This is a genomic window from Ruegeria sp. AH12 (assembly GCF_056541465.1).
The window spans coordinates 127,244-141,915 of record NZ_JBQFYL010000001.1 but is presented as its reverse complement, the minus strand read 5'-3'; the positions used below and the strand labels follow the sequence as shown (position 1 = coordinate 141,915).

At 56.5% G+C, this 14,672-nt stretch carries 21 protein-coding genes; 11 read left to right on the top strand and 10 right to left on the bottom strand.

What is annotated here, in order from left to right; genetic code table 11:
• Positions 1-13: 13 nt before the first annotated feature.
• Genes ACR0EL_RS00775 through ACR0EL_RS00765 form a run of 3 tightly spaced genes read right to left on the bottom strand, consistent with a single transcriptional unit; the run spans position 14 to position 2,174 of the window.
• On the bottom strand, positions 14-439 hold the full coding sequence (locus ACR0EL_RS00775; RefSeq protein WP_480497377.1) for a VOC family protein: 426 nt from the start codon (positions 437-439) through the stop codon (positions 14-16).
• A complete protein-coding gene (locus ACR0EL_RS00770) occupies positions 439-1,431 on the bottom strand; it encodes an alpha/beta hydrolase (protein WP_480497375.1) in 993 nt (330 codons plus the stop codon). The genes ACR0EL_RS00775 and ACR0EL_RS00770 overlap by 1 nt, the downstream gene beginning before the upstream one ends.
• Positions 1,431-2,174, bottom strand: coding sequence for an alpha/beta hydrolase (locus tag ACR0EL_RS00765; protein WP_480497373.1), 744 nt, complete (start codon positions 2,172-2,174; stop codon positions 1,431-1,433). Before ACR0EL_RS00765 ends, ACR0EL_RS00770 begins: the two co-directional genes overlap by 1 nt.
• 125 nt (positions 2,175-2,299) lie before the next feature.
• Here ACR0EL_RS00765 and ACR0EL_RS00760 point away from each other — a divergent pair, with 125 nt between their 5' ends.
• The 7 genes from ACR0EL_RS00760 to ACR0EL_RS00730 all read left to right on the top strand — a co-directional run bounded on the left by ACR0EL_RS00760 (position 2,300) and on the right by ACR0EL_RS00730 (position 8,300).
• Complete coding sequence (locus tag ACR0EL_RS00760) at positions 2,300-3,043, top strand: ArsR/SmtB family transcription factor (RefSeq protein WP_480497371.1); 744 nt, start codon at positions 2,300-2,302, stop codon at positions 3,041-3,043.
• Positions 3,043-3,453 carry an MAPEG family protein gene (locus ACR0EL_RS00755; RefSeq protein ID WP_480497369.1) on the top strand — a complete coding sequence of 137 codons (411 nt, stop codon included), beginning with the start codon at positions 3,043-3,045 and terminating at the stop codon, positions 3,451-3,453. The genes ACR0EL_RS00760 and ACR0EL_RS00755 overlap by 1 nt, the downstream gene beginning before the upstream one ends.
• Before the next feature lie 161 nt (positions 3,454-3,614).
• Positions 3,615-5,573, top strand: a complete 1,959-nt coding sequence (gene thrS, locus ACR0EL_RS00750; RefSeq protein WP_480497367.1) for a threonine--tRNA ligase — start codon at positions 3,615-3,617, stop codon at positions 5,571-5,573.
• 221 nt (positions 5,574-5,794) lie between these two features.
• The gene (locus tag ACR0EL_RS00745) at positions 5,795-6,097 is read left to right on the top strand and encodes a BufA1 family periplasmic bufferin-type metallophore (RefSeq protein ID WP_170530749.1); all 303 of its coding nucleotides are present in this window, start codon (positions 5,795-5,797) and stop codon (positions 6,095-6,097) included.
• 72 nt (positions 6,098-6,169) lie between these two features.
• The gene (bufB, locus tag ACR0EL_RS00740; protein ID WP_480497364.1) at positions 6,170-7,027 is read left to right on the top strand and encodes an MNIO family bufferin maturase; all 858 of its coding nucleotides are present in this window, start codon (positions 6,170-6,172) and stop codon (positions 7,025-7,027) included.
• Entirely contained in the window at positions 7,024-7,785 is a 762-nt protein-coding gene (locus ACR0EL_RS00735) for an HvfC/BufC family peptide modification chaperone (RefSeq protein WP_480497362.1), read from the top strand. The genes bufB and ACR0EL_RS00735 overlap by 4 nt, the downstream gene beginning before the upstream one ends.
• Positions 7,782-8,300, top strand: a complete 519-nt coding sequence (locus ACR0EL_RS00730) for a DoxX family protein (RefSeq protein WP_353006255.1) — start codon at positions 7,782-7,784, stop codon at positions 8,298-8,300. The genes ACR0EL_RS00735 and ACR0EL_RS00730 overlap by 4 nt, the downstream gene beginning before the upstream one ends.
• A 1-nt stretch (position 8,301) precedes the next feature.
• On the opposite strand, the gene ACR0EL_RS00725 is transcribed toward ACR0EL_RS00730, so the two are convergent.
• Positions 8,302-8,670, bottom strand: coding sequence for a hypothetical protein (locus ACR0EL_RS00725; protein WP_480497360.1), 369 nt, complete (start codon positions 8,668-8,670; stop codon positions 8,302-8,304).
• Between the two features lie 41 nt (positions 8,671-8,711).
• The gene (locus tag ACR0EL_RS00720) at positions 8,712-9,029 is read right to left on the bottom strand and encodes an ArsC/Spx/MgsR family protein (protein ID WP_480497358.1); all 318 of its coding nucleotides are present in this window, start codon (positions 9,027-9,029) and stop codon (positions 8,712-8,714) included.
• A 214-nt stretch (positions 9,030-9,243) separates the two neighbouring features.
• Between ACR0EL_RS00720 and ACR0EL_RS00715 the strand changes: the two genes are divergently transcribed.
• Positions 9,244-9,450, top strand: a complete 207-nt coding sequence (locus ACR0EL_RS00715) for a cold-shock protein (protein ID WP_008758035.1) — start codon at positions 9,244-9,246, stop codon at positions 9,448-9,450.
• 85 nt (positions 9,451-9,535) lie between these two features.
• Here ACR0EL_RS00715 and ACR0EL_RS00710 read toward each other — a convergent pair whose 3' ends face one another.
• On the bottom strand, positions 9,536-9,844 hold the full coding sequence (locus tag ACR0EL_RS00710; protein WP_480497356.1) for a hypothetical protein: 309 nt from the start codon (positions 9,842-9,844) through the stop codon (positions 9,536-9,538).
• Between the two features lie 56 nt (positions 9,845-9,900).
• Positions 9,901-10,812, bottom strand: a complete 912-nt coding sequence (gene thyX, locus ACR0EL_RS00705; protein WP_480497354.1) for an FAD-dependent thymidylate synthase — start codon at positions 10,810-10,812, stop codon at positions 9,901-9,903.
• A gap of 176 nt (positions 10,813-10,988) precedes the next feature.
• Here thyX and ACR0EL_RS00700 point away from each other — a divergent pair, with 176 nt between their 5' ends.
• On the top strand, positions 10,989-11,417 hold the full coding sequence (locus ACR0EL_RS00700; protein ID WP_480497352.1) for a VOC family protein: 429 nt from the start codon (positions 10,989-10,991) through the stop codon (positions 11,415-11,417).
• A complete protein-coding gene (locus tag ACR0EL_RS00695; protein WP_480497350.1) occupies positions 11,414-12,217 on the top strand; it encodes a DUF1194 domain-containing protein in 804 nt (267 codons plus the stop codon). Before ACR0EL_RS00700 ends, ACR0EL_RS00695 begins: the two co-directional genes overlap by 4 nt.
• Here the strand turns inward: ACR0EL_RS00695 and ACR0EL_RS00690 are convergent.
• The 3 genes from ACR0EL_RS00690 to ACR0EL_RS00680 form a co-directional block, all read right to left on the bottom strand.
• Positions 12,156-12,653 carry a MarR family winged helix-turn-helix transcriptional regulator gene (locus tag ACR0EL_RS00690; protein ID WP_480497348.1) on the bottom strand — a complete coding sequence of 166 codons (498 nt, stop codon included), beginning with the start codon at positions 12,651-12,653 and terminating at the stop codon, positions 12,156-12,158. The genes ACR0EL_RS00695 and ACR0EL_RS00690 overlap by 62 nt on opposite strands.
• A 78-nt stretch (positions 12,654-12,731) precedes the next feature.
• Positions 12,732-12,989 carry a succinate dehydrogenase assembly factor 2 gene (locus tag ACR0EL_RS00685; RefSeq protein WP_480497346.1) on the bottom strand — a complete coding sequence of 86 codons (258 nt, stop codon included), beginning with the start codon at positions 12,987-12,989 and terminating at the stop codon, positions 12,732-12,734.
• On the bottom strand, positions 12,986-13,378 hold the full coding sequence (locus ACR0EL_RS00680) for a helix-turn-helix domain-containing protein (protein WP_480497344.1): 393 nt from the start codon (positions 13,376-13,378) through the stop codon (positions 12,986-12,988). The genes ACR0EL_RS00685 and ACR0EL_RS00680 overlap by 4 nt, the downstream gene beginning before the upstream one ends.
• Before the next feature lie 90 nt (positions 13,379-13,468).
• On the opposite strand from ACR0EL_RS00680, the gene ACR0EL_RS00675 reads away from it, so the two are divergent.
• On the top strand, positions 13,469-14,671 hold the full coding sequence (locus tag ACR0EL_RS00675; protein WP_480498391.1) for a pyridoxal phosphate-dependent aminotransferase: 1,203 nt from the start codon (positions 13,469-13,471) through the stop codon (positions 14,669-14,671).
• The last annotated feature ends 1 nt before the right edge of the window (position 14,672 follow it).

Below are 14,672 nucleotides of genomic sequence, written 5' to 3'. Positions count from 1 at the left end.
GGTTTGCGCATCCTCAGTATCCTGCCCAGCGAAAGGCCCCGTCCGAGCGAAGCGTGGAAAAGGGGTTGAAAGCAACCTCCCAGATCGTTCCGTCCGGAGTGCGGAAATAGCCGTGATGCCCACCCCAAAATACATCCGATGCGGGTTTCAGGACCGTAGCGCCTGCCGCCTCGGCATCGCGCAGAACCTGCGCCACGTCTTCTTTCTGTCGGCAATTATAGCTCAGCGTGATCGCGCCGCGGTTCAAACTGTCTTTGGCGACGCCGATCTCATCGGCCAATGCGGACAAAGGGTATAGACCAAGCGTTTGACTGATCAGATCAAAGACGATCACACCGTCCGGGCTGTCAACACGTTTCCAGCCCATCGCCTCATAAAATGTTGCCGCAGCTTCAGGGTCTTCGACCCCGACAGTGATTAGGCTGACGCGCTGTTCCATCACTCCACGCCCTGGGTTTTCAACCAGTCCAAAATACCAGAAACTGCCGCGTCAGTCTGCCCCGCCGACATCAATCGCCCGGCGACCACATGAGACATCGGATCATCCCCCTCACCCATTGTGACCAGCTGCACCGTTGCATCAGCCCCCCAGCTCTGCGCCACTTTGTGTGTCCGATCCGGGCGGACGACTTGATCGTCATCTGAAAACCAGAACAAGGCCGGTACCTGCGCACCTTCGAAATCCAGCGCATAGATCGTGTCTACTAGTACTGTCATGGGCACGACAGCGACCCAAGGGTAAACCGAGGACCAGTATTTGTTTTTCTCGGGGTCCGGGCCGGATACGTCCCGTTCCTCTCCCATCAGCAGAGGCAACCAGGACCGGGCCCATGGCAGGCCAGGAATAAAGGCGACCGGTGTATTCACGCCAAAGTTTGGCGAGACGAAGACCATTCCAACCACGTCTGTGCTGAGGTCTGGGTCAAGCGCGGCTGCTGCGACCAGTGTTCCACCGGTTGAGGTAGACATGACCACAACTTTGTCACCCACGGCCCGTGCGGCGGCCAACCCTTCGGCCAGATCCTGCATCCAGCCCGAGGCTGTTGCCTCACCCATCGCGGCACCATTGCGCCCGTGACCTTGCAGACGGGTATAAACCAGATTGGCACCCAACGCATCCGCGACCCTGTCGGGGACTGGTCTGATTTCTTCGGAACTGGCCGAAAAGCCATGCACATACAGAACCGAATAAGGCGTGCGTTGTTCTTCGTAACCGTCCTTCCAGATCACACGCTTTTCAACACCGGGCACGATGTCATCAAAGGCGGATTCGATGCTTTCAAAGTAAACCTGCACCCCTTCTCCGAATCTGGCGTTGTCGAAGCGCGGATGAAGATCGACCTCTTCACGCGGACCGAACCAATAGACCAGAGCACCAACTACGATCAGCGCCAGCAGAAACCGCCCCAGGTACAATCCAAACTTCCGCATCAGCCTTCTCCCATCACGTCCAGAATTGCACGCTCGATCAATGACAGGCACATGTCATCGGAGAATCTGTGGTCGGCATCTTTCACCAACAGCAGTCGCATATCAGGCCCTGAGGCATGATCCAGCAAGCGCACCGCCGTTTCAGTCGATACAGCGGTATCCGCAGTGCCCTGCAGAAAACGTGTTGGGAAAGGCAGATCCAGTGCTTCTCTCAGCACAAGATTCTGACGCCCGTCGTCAATCAGGCGCTTTGTGATGATGTATGGCTCCATATAGTCCGACGGCAACTCAACCTGGCCAACTGTTTCCAACGCTGCCTTCTGCGCATCTGTAAATGACGCCCAATACCCATCTTCCGTAAAATCCGGAGCGGCGGCGATTGTGACCATCCCCACGATACGACCTGCGAGCGTTTTGGCGAGCAACAAGGCCTGCCAGCCCCCCATGGAAGAACCCACGATGATCAAAGGCCCCTGCGTCAGCGCGGACACTGCGGCAACTGTATCTTCGTGCCAATCGCCGATGCTGCCTTCGGCAAACGCACCGGAACTTTCGCCATGACCCGAATAGTCAAACCGTAAGAATGCTTGCCCGCGCGCTTTGGCCCAAGCCTCTAGATGAACGGCTTTTGTGCCTTCTTTGTCTGATTTTAGACCTGACAAAAACACGATGGTCGGGCCTTGGCCTTCGCTCAGATCATAAGCGATCCGTCGCCCCTGATCGGTTGTCAAAAAAGCGCTCATCTTGCCGCCCTTCATATTTCGATTTGTGACACCCTAGCCCGCGCGGGCTGGGAGTTTAAACCTGATTTCAGATTTTTTATGTTACCATATTGTCACGTGACTATAGAATCACATATAAGACAAATATGGACATGCTATTCAAAGCTCTGAACGACCCCGCTCGCCGAGAGATTCTGGACCTGCTGCGACAGGAAGATGGTCAATCTCTGTCGCAGTTAGAGGCACATTTCGACATGACCCGCTTTGGCGTCATGAAGCATCTGAAACTACTGGAAGATGCCGGGCTGGTCCTGACCCGCAAACATGGACGGTTCAAGTATCACTATCTGAACCCCCTGCCCCTGCAGGACATGCTGGACCGTTGGGTCGCCCCTTTTCTTCAACCTCAAGCCAGCGCGGTCAGTGCGCTGAAACTCAAATTGGAAACGGAGACTCGTATGGGAAAACCAGATTTTATGATGCAGACCTTTATCCGCTGCACTCAGGACGCGCTGTGGGATGCATTAACCAAACCCGATCAGATGGCAGCCTACCACTTCCTGTGCAACGAAGTACGCGGAGAGGTCTCACCTGGTGCAACAGTGCATTTCATTACCCCTGACGGCAATGAGATGCTGCGGCAGATGACGCAAAAGCTGGACCCAAAAACCCGGATCGAGATGGGGTTCGAGCCTCTGTTCATGGGCCCCGACGCCCCGCAATCGACAATGGTTTATCTGATCGAACCACAAGGTGATGTCTGCAAGTTGACCATCGAACACTATGACCTTGCCGCTGGTCAGGAAGGCTTTGCCGAAGGTTGGGCGCGCCTGGCAGCCTCACTCAAGAGCTGGCTGGAGACCGGTGACGCTCTGAAGGAGAGCGCATAATGGCTGAGTTTCCAACTGAACTGGGCGTACTGACATGCCTGATGCTGCTCGCTGTTTCCATGTGGATTCCATACGTGGTTGGCGTTTCGACCGACCCCTCGGGCGAGGAAGCCTTTGCCCGACCTGCACAGATCCCAAACCTGCGCCCTTGGGTGCAAAGGGCACATCGCGCGCAGTTGAATCTGCTCGAACAGGGTATGCCGTTTGCCGTTTTGGTTCTGATCGTTAACACACTGGACGGCTTTACGGTGCTGACCTATTGGGCTGCTATTGTGTTTTTCTGGGTGCGCGTCCTACACGCCATCGGCATGATCACGGGTATTGCGCGCATGCCTTTGCGGCCCATTCTGTTCACAGCTGGATGGGTGTGCTGCTTGATCATGGGCTACGCGGTTTTTGCTGCCGTCTGAACATCCTGAAACCGTGCCACGCAATCCTTTGGTTGCGTGGTGCTTTTCGCATTTGCATTCAAAGCGGTTGACTTCACGCCGCGCCAGTAGCAAATAGCCAAAACACCATAACCCGCAACCGGGCGTTCAGTGGGCGCCAAACCGACGAGGAGAGCCAGACCATGGCCCTGGATTCAAAATCCGTCTCACTTATCTTCCCTGATGGCAATGCACGATCCTATGACGCAGGTGTCACGCCCGCACAGGTGGCTGCCGATATCTCGACTTCTTTGGCCAAGAAAGCGATCTCGGCCACCGTCGATGGTCAGCACTGGGACCTGCAATGGCCCATCGAAACCGACGCGCAGATCGCCATCCACACCATGAAGGATGAGGCACAAGCCAATGAGCTGATCCGTCATGATCTGGCCCATATCATGGCGCGCGCAGTGCAGGAAATCTGGCCCGACACCAAGGTCACCATCGGCCCGGTGATTGACAACGGCTGGTACTACGACTTCGACCGCGCTGAGCCTTTCACGCCAGAAGACCTGGGCCTGATCGAGAAAAAGATGAAGGAAATCGTTAACAAGCGCGACCCCGTGACCACAGAGGTCTGGGACCGTCAGCGCGCGATTGATTTCTACACCGAGAACAACGAGCCTTATAAGGTCGAGCTTATCGACGCCATTCCGGGTGACGAGCCGCTGCGCATGTATTGGCATGGCGACTGGCAGGACCTGTGCCGCGGCCCACACCTGCAGCATACCGGTCAGGTGCCGGGCGATGCGTTCAAGCTGATGTCCATCGCGGGCGCTTACTGGCGCGGCGACAGCGACCGTGCAATGTTGCAGCGTATCTATGGCGTGGCCTTCACCGGCAAGGAAAAGCTGAAGGCTCACCTGCATATGCTAGAGGAGGCAGCCAAGCGCGACCACCGCAAGCTGGGCCGCGAGATGGACCTGTTCCACATGCAGGAAGAGGCCCCCGGTCAGATATTCTGGCATCCCAACGGTTGGACCATATACACTCAGCTGCAGGACTACATGCGCCGCAAACAGCGCTCCGATGGTTATCGCGAGATCAATACGCCCCAGGTTGTGGACCGCAAGCTGTGGGAAGCCTCGGGCCATTGGGAAAAGTATCAGGAACACATGTTCATCGTGGAAGTCGAAGAGGAACATGCCAAGGAAAAGGCGATCAACGCGCTCAAACCGATGAATTGCCCGTGCCATGTGCAGGTGTTCAATCAGGGCCTCAAATCCTATCGCGACCTGCCGCTTCGCCTCGCTGAATTTGGCTCGTGCTCACGCTATGAACCTTCGGGAGCGCTGCACGGGATCATGCGGGTGCGCGGGTTCACGCAAGATGACGCCCACATCTTCTGCACCGAAGATCAGATCGAGGCGGAATGTGCGAAGTTCATCAACTTCCTCGCCAGCGTCTACAAGGACCTCGGCTTTGAACAGTTCGAGATCAAGTTTGCCACCCGCCCGGAAAAGCGCGTCGGCAGCGACGAAAGCTGGGATCACGTCGAAGGCGCGCTGGAAGCCGCGATCAAGGCGACCGGCCGTGACTTTACGTTGGAACCCGGCGATGGTGCGTTTTACGGACCCAAACTCGATTTCTATCTGACGGACGCGATTGGCAGGGTCTGGCAGTGCGGCACATTCCAAGTCGATCCGAACCTACCCGAACGGTTGGGAGCAACGTATGTCGCCGCGGATGGCAGCAAGCAGCGACCTTATATGCTGCATCGCGCCTGTCTCGGTTCGTTCGAACGGTTCGTTGGCATCATGATCGAAGAACACGCAGGCAAGCTGCCGTTCTGGTTGGCCCCCCGACAGGTCGTTGTCGCCTCGATCACCTCCAATGCAGACGAGTATGTGAACGAGGTTGTGGCACAGCTTCAATCCGCTGGTGTCAGGGCCGAGGCGGATATCCGCAACGAGAAGATCAACTACAAGGTACGCGAACATTCGGTCGGAAAGGTGCCAGTGATTCTGGCGGTTGGTCATCGCGAAGTCGAGGACCGCACCGTCAGTGTTCGACGTCTTGGTGAAAAACAAACGCAGGTTCAGCCGCTTGAGGCTGTAACAAATGAGTTGTCGCAGGCCGCAACCCCACCCGACCTGCTGTAACATTCGGCACCATCTCGCCGGCAATCCGACCCCCGCACAGGGGTCGGATTGAAACACTCTATCCTTTTCCCTTCAAAAACAGTAGATTACCTTACAAGGGTGCGCCCCGCGCCCTGACGCGCTTGTGAGACACGGGCTCGTGAATTTAACAATAGCCAACTTGCCCTTACCTTTGTCATTGTCACAAGCAGACATACCCAGTCATCAAGAGGATTTCCGAGATGTCGAACACAGCAAAGTCCCTGGTTATCGCAACCGCAGTCGCAGCCGCCGTATCGGGTGCAGCAACCACCGCAACAGCCCAAGCCAAAGAAAAATGCTATGGCGTTTCGCTGGCCGGTCAGAATGACTGCGCAGCAGGCCCCGGCACCACATGCGCGGGCACCTCAACCGTTGACTATCAGGGCAACGCCTGGACCCTGGTTGACGCAGGCACCTGCGGCGATATCGAACTGCCTGCAGAGGCAGACGGCACACCGCGCAAAGGTTCGCTGGAAGAGCTGAAGCGCGACCTGCCGGCATAAGCGTCGAGCAAACGACTTTAAGGGGGCGGGCACCTTCGCCCGCCCTTTTCTTCGATCAGAAGGAGCGTGCAAATGCTGGATGATGCCCTCAGATCCAATCGTCTGCCCGCAGCGCCAGGTGTTGGTTACAAACCACAGCATTTTTCGCAAATACTGGAGCACGCCCAACCCGTCGCATGGCTTGAAGTTCATGCCGAAAACTACATGGGAGATGGCGGTCGCCCATTGGCTCAACTGCGCCATCTTGCAGAACAATTTCCGATCTCCGTTCACGGCGTTGGCTTGTCCATCGGTGGCGAAGGCCCGCTGGACCCCGATCATCTGGCCCGGCTGAAACATCTTGTCGGCTGGTTGAACCCGGCCAGCTTCTCCGAGCATTTGGCCTGGTCGACCCATGACAGCCATTTCTTCAACGACTTGCTGCCTCTGCCCTATACGGATGCGACACTGGCGCGGGTCTGTGCCCATATCGATCAGGTGCAAGAGACAGTCGGTCGTCAGATGCTGCTGGAGAATCCCTCCAGCTATCTGGCGTTCGAAGAAAGCACATGGTCGGAACCCGATTTCCTGCACGAGATCGCCAAGCGTACAGGCTGTGGCTTGTTGCTGGATGTGAACAACGTCTTTGTCTCGGCCACCAATCTGGATTTCTCACCCCAAGGTTACATCGATGCCTACCCGCTGGATCAGGTAGGCGAAATTCACCTGGGTGGGCATGATGAGGACGAAGATGACCATGGACATCCCTTGCTGATCGACAGCCATGGGCGCGAGGTTGTGGACCCGGTTTGGGCGCTGCTGGACCATGTGCTGGAACGGTCGGGACCCAAACCTGTTTTGGTTGAGTGGGATACAGATGTCCCCGATTGGCCGGTGCTGCGCGCGGAAGCTGAACGCGCGCAATCCGCATTGGAGCGGGTTCCTGCATGAGCGTTTCGCAAACCGAATTTCACGCGGCCTTACTGGATGCGAAAGCACCAGTTCCCCAGGGTTTGAAGGACGGAGACGATCAACCAGCGGGTCGTCGGTTCAGCGTCTATCGTAACAATGTCGCTGTATCGCTGACCGAGGCGATGCATCAGGCATTTCCTGTTATCACCAAGCTGCTTGGCACCCAGAATATGGACGGGCTGTCCGGGATCTTTCTGCGCCTGCACCCTCCAACCTCGCCACTGATGATGTTTTATGGTGAGGCGTTTCCCGACTTTCTGGCCAACATGCCACAACTGTCTCATCTGGCCTACCTGCCCGATGTGGCCAAGTTAGAATTGGCCTTGCGTCAGTCCTACCACGCCGCAGACAGCCAACCTGCGCCCGCGAATGCACTGGCTGTCTCACCCGAAGAGATCATGCGCGCCCGGTTGGAATTCGCACCTTGGATGCAGGTCATCCGGTCGGATTGGCCTATTCATGCGATCTGGCGCTTCAACACTGAGGCTGACGCGCCCAAGCCCTCAACCGGGGCCGAGGATGTGCTGATCACCCGACCAGAGTACGATCCGGCCCCTCACCTGCTGCCGCAGGGCGGCGCGGATTGGATTGCCCACATGCAATCAGGGAACAAAATCGGCGAAGCGTTCGAAAAAGCAGCCGCTGACACTCTGGACTTTGATCTTGGACCCACGCTGGCACTGCTGTTGCAAGGCAGAGCCATAACTTCTGTGACTATCGAAAGGCTGGAAACATGACTGCCCTGATCTCAATTCACAACAACGTTCTGGGCAAGGCGGACCATGCGTCCGGCTGGCTGACACCCACGCTTGCGCGGCTAGTTTTTATCGCTGTGCTGCTGGTCTACTATTGGAATTCGGCCATGCTAAAGATCGATGGGTCGATCTTTTCACCGTCCAGTGGCGCGTTCGGGCAGATATTCCCCAAAGCAGCCGAAGCCGTTCTGTGGGACGTCACGCAGATGACCTTGTACCAACGTGTCGTGGTTTTCCTTGGCACCGTGGCCGAGTTTGTTCTGCCCGCCTTGTTGCTGGTCGGCCTGTTCACGCGTTTGGCTGCCCTGGGCATGATTGGCTTTGTCTGGGTTCAGACGCTGGTCGATGTGACCGGCCATGGCGTGAAACTGGGCAGCCTTTTCAACGCAGCCCCGGACATTCTGGACCAGCGAGTTTTGTGGACCTTCCTGTTTCTCGTGATCGTGCTCAACGGCGCGGGCCCTCTGTCGCTCGATCGCCTGTTGAAGCTGAAATGAGCTAGAAATGCGCCTTGGGTTCGTCCGGTTTTCCAGCGGCGAGCCCAAGCACCCCGGCAACACCGGCAAACGCAATCGGGAACATGGTGAAAACACCAAACCCAAACGCATAATACATCCCGGCCGACGATACTAACAGCAAGACACCCGCGACCAGAGCACGCGCATGGGCCATCGCGCCCCCTGCAATCGCCAGCAAAGGCGCAAGGATCGAGGCCGTTTGGATCATACCGGGGTTATCGACCTGCTCGGCAATGCCTTCAATATCGCCGAAATGCTTGATCGCCTCGACATACCCGTACCCAAAGAACCCAACAATCATCCCGATCAAACCGGCGATGACACCCAAAATCATTGCGGCGTTTCGCATAAACTATCCTCGCAGTTGCGTCAGATCAGATAAGCATCCGATCAGGCGACGCCAAGCGTTGACCGCGTTTCAGCTGTCCAACCCAACGTCAACGAACCATCTTTTTCAATCAGTGGACGTTTCATCAGGGTCGGATGTTCTTTCAACAACTCCATTGCGGGGCGGGAACGCTGCGCATCCTCCAAACCACGCCAGGTTGTCGAACGGGTATTGAGCAAAGCCTCGCCGAACGTGGCAAGAGCCTGCGACAACAGATTTTCCGGAACGCCATCTGCGCGCACATCCACAAACTCAGCATTAGGAATTGATTTCAAGGCCTTGCGGCACGTGTCACAATTTTTTAGCCCATAAAGACGCATGTTTGTCCTGCTTCGGTATTTGTTTCAATTTTAGGCGAACCAACCGGTTTCCAGCGGTTATTCTTGATTTTTTACTTCACCGTGCAATGTTGAAAAAGGTGAAACATGCAAAATCAGCTGTCGTCAGCATTGGAAACAGCCTGCTTTTGCGGTTCTGCCAACCACCGCCCCACCTATTTGTGGGACAATGCGAAAGTAGAAGGAGACACGGGAGATGCCAACTGGCACCGTGAAATGGTTCAATACCACCAAAGGCTATGGGTTTATTGCCCCCGACGAAGGGGGCAAAGATGTGTTTGTGCATATCTCGGCCGTAGAACGGTCCGGCCTGACCGGACTCGCAGACAATCAGAAAGTCTCGTACGAGTTGCAGGACGGACGTGACGGCCGCCAGATGGCAGCTGATTTGAAACCGTTGTAACGACGCCCCCGCCCCGCGCGGGGTTTTCCAATTAAGGTTGGCGGCCAATTTCCGGCCGTCACCCGCCCCCTATCCGGCAAATGCCCTATCCCCGTGCTGGCTTATCCCCAGCGTGCGAATGCCAGTCTTGTCCCATCGCAACGATGCAGGAAGTTCCGGTGGCATAGGTCACGACCATGGTCCAGTCGCCCAGATCACTGCTCCAGACCTCCATAATCTGTTCAGGCCCGCGCATACCCGTTGCCACACGCTCGGACCGAAATTGCCCCTTGAGTTTCTCATGCAGCCGTTGGGTCGGCTCGCATAACACTTCGGCAATCGGGGATTTGGCCTGAGCGGGCACAGCCAGCGAAAAGGTAAGGCCCAAAACGGAAAGAAACGAAGCACGGGTCATGAAATCAAAGTAACAGTTTCATGACGGTCTGTATAGACAACCGCTATGCTTTTGAATCAGTCTTCCTTGATGATGGCCTCAAATTCACGCCATTCCCGCGCTGTCATGCCAGAGCTTTCCTGAGTGACGCTTTCGCCAGCCAGCATCCGGCGCAGGCTGTCCACCATCTGAGCGGACAGGTTCACCGCGCCAAGGCGGTAATCTTCGAAGGCCCGATAAGCGAATGGCACCCAATCGGCCACGATCTTGCACATGGTATCGGCATAAACCCGGATCTCATACTGTGCATGCGGATCGGCGCGCAGGCGCAGGAAATGGAACAGGTTGTGCAGATCAACCTTCCAGTACCACTGCGTATAGATGTTGGCCGGCAAGTTCATCCGCGCCAATTCACGCGCCAACCCCTGCTGGCCGTCCTGGCTAATCATCGCCTCATAATTGTCATAGCAGCGGGTGCTGTCGGCCTTGAGCATTTCCAGAACCCGTGCGGCCTCTTCCCCTTCCAGAGTTGATCCGCGGCCTTGATTATTCACTTCTGACTGCGCGGCGACATGCTCGGGCGCGGGGATGTAAAACTCACGATCCAGAATAGAATAGCGCGCCGAGTATTCGTTCACATTCGCGGTCCTGTGGCGAATCCACTGACGGGCCACAAAGACCGGAAGTTTGACGTGCAGCTTGACCTCGCACATCTCAAACGGAGTCGAATGCCAATGCCGCATCAGATAGCGGATCAGACCTTCGTCATTCTGAACCGACTTCGTGCCCTTGCCATAAGACACGCGCGCCGCCTGACAGATAGCCGCATCATCGCCCATATAATCGATAACACGCACAAACCCGTGATCCAGCACCTGATGCGCAGTATACAGGTGATCTTCCATCCCCGTTACAACGACACGGCGTGTTTGATGCGATTGCGCGCGCTGCGCTTCGATCTCGGCCTGTTGGTCGGCAGACAGGGGCATGAAAACTTCCTTTCGATACTGAGTCGCCTGCCACTATATATCGACAGGTCATCCGCTGGAACCGCAGGATATGGCCTGATGCACGGTTTTTCGGAATTGTGTTCTCCGCCCCCTCGACACGTCCCGGCAGCGCGCTAAGCTGAGAGCGAACTTATTCAAAAAGAAGGATTGCCGAGATGGGGCTGACATATCTTCACACCATGGTTCGCGTGAAGGATCTTGAGAAATCCATGGCGTTCTATGAACTGCTTGGCCTGAAGGAAACCCGCCGGTACGAAAGCGAACAGGGCCGGTTCACCCTCATTTTCTTGGCACCGCCGGGGCAAGAAGATCGACCGATTGAGCTGACTTACAATTGGGATGGTGACGACGCATTGCCGAGCGACAGCCGCCACTTTGGCCACCTCGCCTACGGCGTCGACGATATCTATGCGACCTGCCAGCATCTTCAGGACAATGGGGTGGTCATCAACCGTCCGCCGCGTGACGGGCGCATGGCTTTTGTCCGCTCGCCGGACAATATCTCGGTTGAGTTGCTGCAAAACGGCGACGCGTTGGACCCAGCAGAGCCCTGGGCCAGCATGGAAAGTACCGGGCACTGGTGATCAGCACCCTTATAGCACTAGGTCTGGCCGTCCTGGCCAGCCCTGTTCAGGCAGAGCCCTGCCGTCTGGCGCTGGCGTTGGCGCTGGATATCTCTGTTTCGGTGGATGAGGCAGAAGACGCTCTGCAACGGCAAGGCTTGGCGGCCGCCCTACTCGCCCCCGAGGTTCATGACGCCTTCTTTTCGTCGCCGATGCCGGTCGCGCTTTCAGTCTATGAATGGAGTGGGCGGTCCGTCCAACATATCATCATGGATTGGCGGATGATCGAAAACAGTGGCGATGTTCTGGCCGCCGCAACACAAATCAGTCAATCCCAGCGGTCGGACACCCAATCCGCCACTGCGATGGGATACGCATTGGCCTTTGGCGCCGCCTTGTTGGAACGGGCACCCACTTGCCTATTCAAGACCATTGATCTGTCGGGGGACGGATCGAACAATGACGGCTATGGCCCACAAAACGCCTATCGGCACTTCCCATTCAGTGATGTCGTGGTCAACGGGCTGGTCATCAATGCAGCAGATTTTGAAGGCGAGCTGTTCCTGATCCCGTTCTTCGAAAACAATGTTTTGCACGGGCCGGGCGCGTTTCTGGAAGTAGCGCAGGGTTTCGAGGATTTCGAGCGCGCTATGCGCAGAAAGCTGGAACGCGAGCTCAGCGGTTTACAACTCGGAGGTCTTCCTTCGACTAACCCAGCACATGATCTGACGCACCCTCCAGAAAACAAATCTTCGCGTATCAGTAGATATAGCGAATCTGGTCCGTCCAGTACCGCTCAACCCGGCGCAGTGATCCAGTAATATCTTCGATCCCCTCTTGCGCCAGCACACCACGGCTTTGCAACCCGTCCGCATGGCGCGCAAAAAGCTCAGATACGATATCCCGGATTTCCCGACCGCGTGGCGTTAGCCGCACCCGGACAGAGCGACGGTCGATTTCGCATCTCTGGTGGTGCATATACCCCATTTCAACCAGTTTCTTCAGATTGTAGCTGACATTGCTGCCCTGATAGTATCCACGGCTTTTCAACTCGCCCGCCGTCACTTCATGATCGCCGATATTGAACAATAGCAGCGCCTGAACGGCGTTGATTTCCAGCACCCCGACCCGCTCGAACTCATCCTTGATCACGTCCAAAAGCAGCCGGTGCAGCCGTTCGACAAGCGCCAACGCCTCAAGGTAGCTATTCATGAACCCTTTGGCGCCCGATGCCGAGACCTGCAATTCCATACTCATCCGACCCTCCGATTCAGTCGCGTTCTTTCCGCCACGATGAACCGAAATCCCGAAAAATCAGTTAAGCTGAAATTATCCTTACTTTTGAAAGGTCTGAGCGATGTCAGCGATCAAGTCGGACAGCGCGTCTGGAGGAGAAACCTGCCCAGTCACCCATTGATACAAGTCCTGATCGTTTTCGTTCAGTAAGGCGTCATATTGATCCAGACCCGCCACATCCATCTTGTCCAGATTACGATCAGCATAGGCTGACAGGATCAAATCCATCTCTTTGATACCCCGCCGCATCGACCGCATTTTCATGCGTTTGATGCGAATATCGCGCGCCTCGGTCATTGGCCTGATTCCAGCATCAGCCGCAGCTTTTTTTCCAGCCGCGCGGCGCGTTCCGAACAGGCGCGCATTTCGCCGCGAATTGCGCGCAGCTCGGCGACGGCTCCGGCAATATCCAGATTATTGCTATCTGCATCTACGGGCGCGTCCATGCCTTCGCCTTCGCCAGTCAGCAACCATCTGATCGACACGTTCACCATGCCCGCCATCATCGACAGACGGTTTGCGCGCGGCTCGGACAGGTCATTTTCCCAATCAACAATCGTCGATTTCTTGACACCCAGCCTCCGGGCCAGTTCCGCCTGGTTCATCCCAGCAGCCTCTCGCGCGCCGGCCAACCGATCCCCAAATGTCGCCGCGTCTGGTCCAAACCAATCGTATTCGTCGCTCATTCAGGTCTCCGCTTTCCGATTTCATATCGCTTGATCGTCCTTCGGGCGCACCCTATGACAGTCAGGCTGAACATACAAACCGAGGCCGCCATGAGTTTCCTGTCTGCGACATTGTCCCGCGTCAAACCTTCCCCAACGATTGCGATGACAGCCAAGGCGGCCGAGCTGAAAGCCGCCGGGCGTGACATCATCGGCCTGAGCGCAGGTGAGCCGGATTTCGACACACCCCAAAACATCAAGGACGCCGCTGTTGCGGCCATAGCGGCGGGCAAAACGAAATACACCGCACCTGACGGCATCCCCGAGTTGAAACAGGCCGTCTGCGCCAAGATGAAACGTGATCACGGGCTCGACTACACTCCCGCACAGGTTTCGGTGGGTACGGGTGGCAAACAGACGTTGTATAACGCGCTGATGGCAACCCTGAACGAGGGGGATGAGGTCGTCATTCCTGCCCCCTACTGGGTCAGCTATCCAGATATGGTTCTGCTGGCGGGCGGAACTCCGGTGATTGCGGAAACTTCGCTTCAGACAAATTTCAAGCTGACTGCCGATCAACTTGAGGCTGCGATTACACCCAAAACAAAATGGCTGATCTTCAACTCTCCGTCGAACCCGACTGGTGCGGGCTACAGCCACGCGGAGTTGAAAGAGCTTACCGATGTCCTGTTGCGTCACCCTCATGTCTGGGTGATGACCGATGATATGTACGAACATCTAGCCTATGACGGGTTTGAATTCTGCACTCCTGCACAAGTCGAGCCTAAGCTTTACGACCGCACGCTTACCTGCAATGGCGTGTCCAAGGCCTATGCTATGACAGGGTGGCGGATCGGCTATGCCGCCGGGCCCGAGGCCCTGATCGCGGCGATGCGCAAGGTACAGTCGCAATCCACCTCGAACCCCTGTTCGATCAGCCAATGGGCCGCGGTCGAGGCGTTGAACGGTACACAGGATTTCCTGGCCCCCAATAACGTGACCTTCAAACGCCGCCGCGATCTGGTTGTCGATATGCTGAACGCCATCGACGGCATCAGTTGCCCCACCCCGGAAGGTGCCTTTTATGTTTACCCGTCCATCGCGGGCCTGATCGGCAAGACAACCCCTGCCGGTACGGTGATTGAAAACGACGAAGCCTTTGCAACAGCTCTGCTGGAAGGGGCCGACGTCGCGGTGGTGTTTGGCGCGGCATTTGGCCTGTCACCCAATTTCCGGGTCAGCTACGCGACCTCAGATGAGGCCTTGAAAGAGGCCTGCACCCGCATTCAGCGCTTTTGCGCGGCTCTGACCTGAA

What these genes read in the sequence shown, in the direction of transcription:
- ACR0EL_RS00745 (WP_170530749.1), top strand. Translation starts at nt 5,795, where the DNA reads ATGTCGAACACAGCAAAGTCCCTGGTTATCGCAACCGCAGTCGCAGCC.
- ACR0EL_RS00685 (WP_480497346.1), bottom strand. Translation starts at nt 12,989, where the DNA reads ATGACCGAGGCGCGCGATATTCGCATCAAACGCATGAAAATGCGGTCG.
- ACR0EL_RS00735 (WP_480497362.1), top strand. Translation starts at nt 7,024, where the DNA reads ATGAGCGTTTCGCAAACCGAATTTCACGCGGCCTTACTGGATGCGAAA.
- ACR0EL_RS00765 (WP_480497373.1), bottom strand. Translation starts at nt 2,174, where the DNA reads ATGAGCGCTTTTTTGACAACCGATCAGGGGCGACGGATCGCTTATGAT.
- ACR0EL_RS00725 (WP_480497360.1), bottom strand. Translation starts at nt 8,670, where the DNA reads ATGCGAAACGCCGCAATGATTTTGGGTGTCATCGCCGGTTTGATCGGG.
- ACR0EL_RS00730 (WP_353006255.1), top strand. Translation starts at nt 7,782, where the DNA reads ATGACTGCCCTGATCTCAATTCACAACAACGTTCTGGGCAAGGCGGAC.
- ACR0EL_RS00680 (WP_480497344.1), bottom strand. Translation starts at nt 13,378, where the DNA reads ATGAGCGACGAATACGATTGGTTTGGACCAGACGCGGCGACATTTGGG.
- bufB (WP_480497364.1), top strand. Translation starts at nt 6,170, where the DNA reads ATGCTGGATGATGCCCTCAGATCCAATCGTCTGCCCGCAGCGCCAGGT.
- ACR0EL_RS00675 (WP_480498391.1), top strand. Translation starts at nt 13,469, where the DNA reads ATGAGTTTCCTGTCTGCGACATTGTCCCGCGTCAAACCTTCCCCAACG.
- ACR0EL_RS00770 (WP_480497375.1), bottom strand. Translation starts at nt 1,431, where the DNA reads ATGCGGAAGTTTGGATTGTACCTGGGGCGGTTTCTGCTGGCGCTGATC.
- thyX (WP_480497354.1), bottom strand. Translation starts at nt 10,812, where the DNA reads ATGCCCCTGTCTGCCGACCAACAGGCCGAGATCGAAGCGCAGCGCGCG.
- ACR0EL_RS00690 (WP_480497348.1), bottom strand. Translation starts at nt 12,653, where the DNA reads ATGAGTATGGAATTGCAGGTCTCGGCATCGGGCGCCAAAGGGTTCATG.
- ACR0EL_RS00700 (WP_480497352.1), top strand. Translation starts at nt 10,989, where the DNA reads ATGGGGCTGACATATCTTCACACCATGGTTCGCGTGAAGGATCTTGAG.
- ACR0EL_RS00710 (WP_480497356.1), bottom strand. Translation starts at nt 9,844, where the DNA reads ATGACCCGTGCTTCGTTTCTTTCCGTTTTGGGCCTTACCTTTTCGCTG.
- ACR0EL_RS00760 (WP_480497371.1), top strand. Translation starts at nt 2,300, where the DNA reads ATGGACATGCTATTCAAAGCTCTGAACGACCCCGCTCGCCGAGAGATT.
- ACR0EL_RS00715 (WP_008758035.1), top strand. Translation starts at nt 9,244, where the DNA reads ATGCCAACTGGCACCGTGAAATGGTTCAATACCACCAAAGGCTATGGG.
- thrS (WP_480497367.1), top strand. Translation starts at nt 3,615, where the DNA reads ATGGCCCTGGATTCAAAATCCGTCTCACTTATCTTCCCTGATGGCAAT.
- ACR0EL_RS00720 (WP_480497358.1), bottom strand. Translation starts at nt 9,029, where the DNA reads ATGCGTCTTTATGGGCTAAAAAATTGTGACACGTGCCGCAAGGCCTTG.
- ACR0EL_RS00775 (WP_480497377.1), bottom strand. Translation starts at nt 439, where the DNA reads ATGGAACAGCGCGTCAGCCTAATCACTGTCGGGGTCGAAGACCCTGAA.
- ACR0EL_RS00755 (WP_480497369.1), top strand. Translation starts at nt 3,043, where the DNA reads ATGGCTGAGTTTCCAACTGAACTGGGCGTACTGACATGCCTGATGCTG.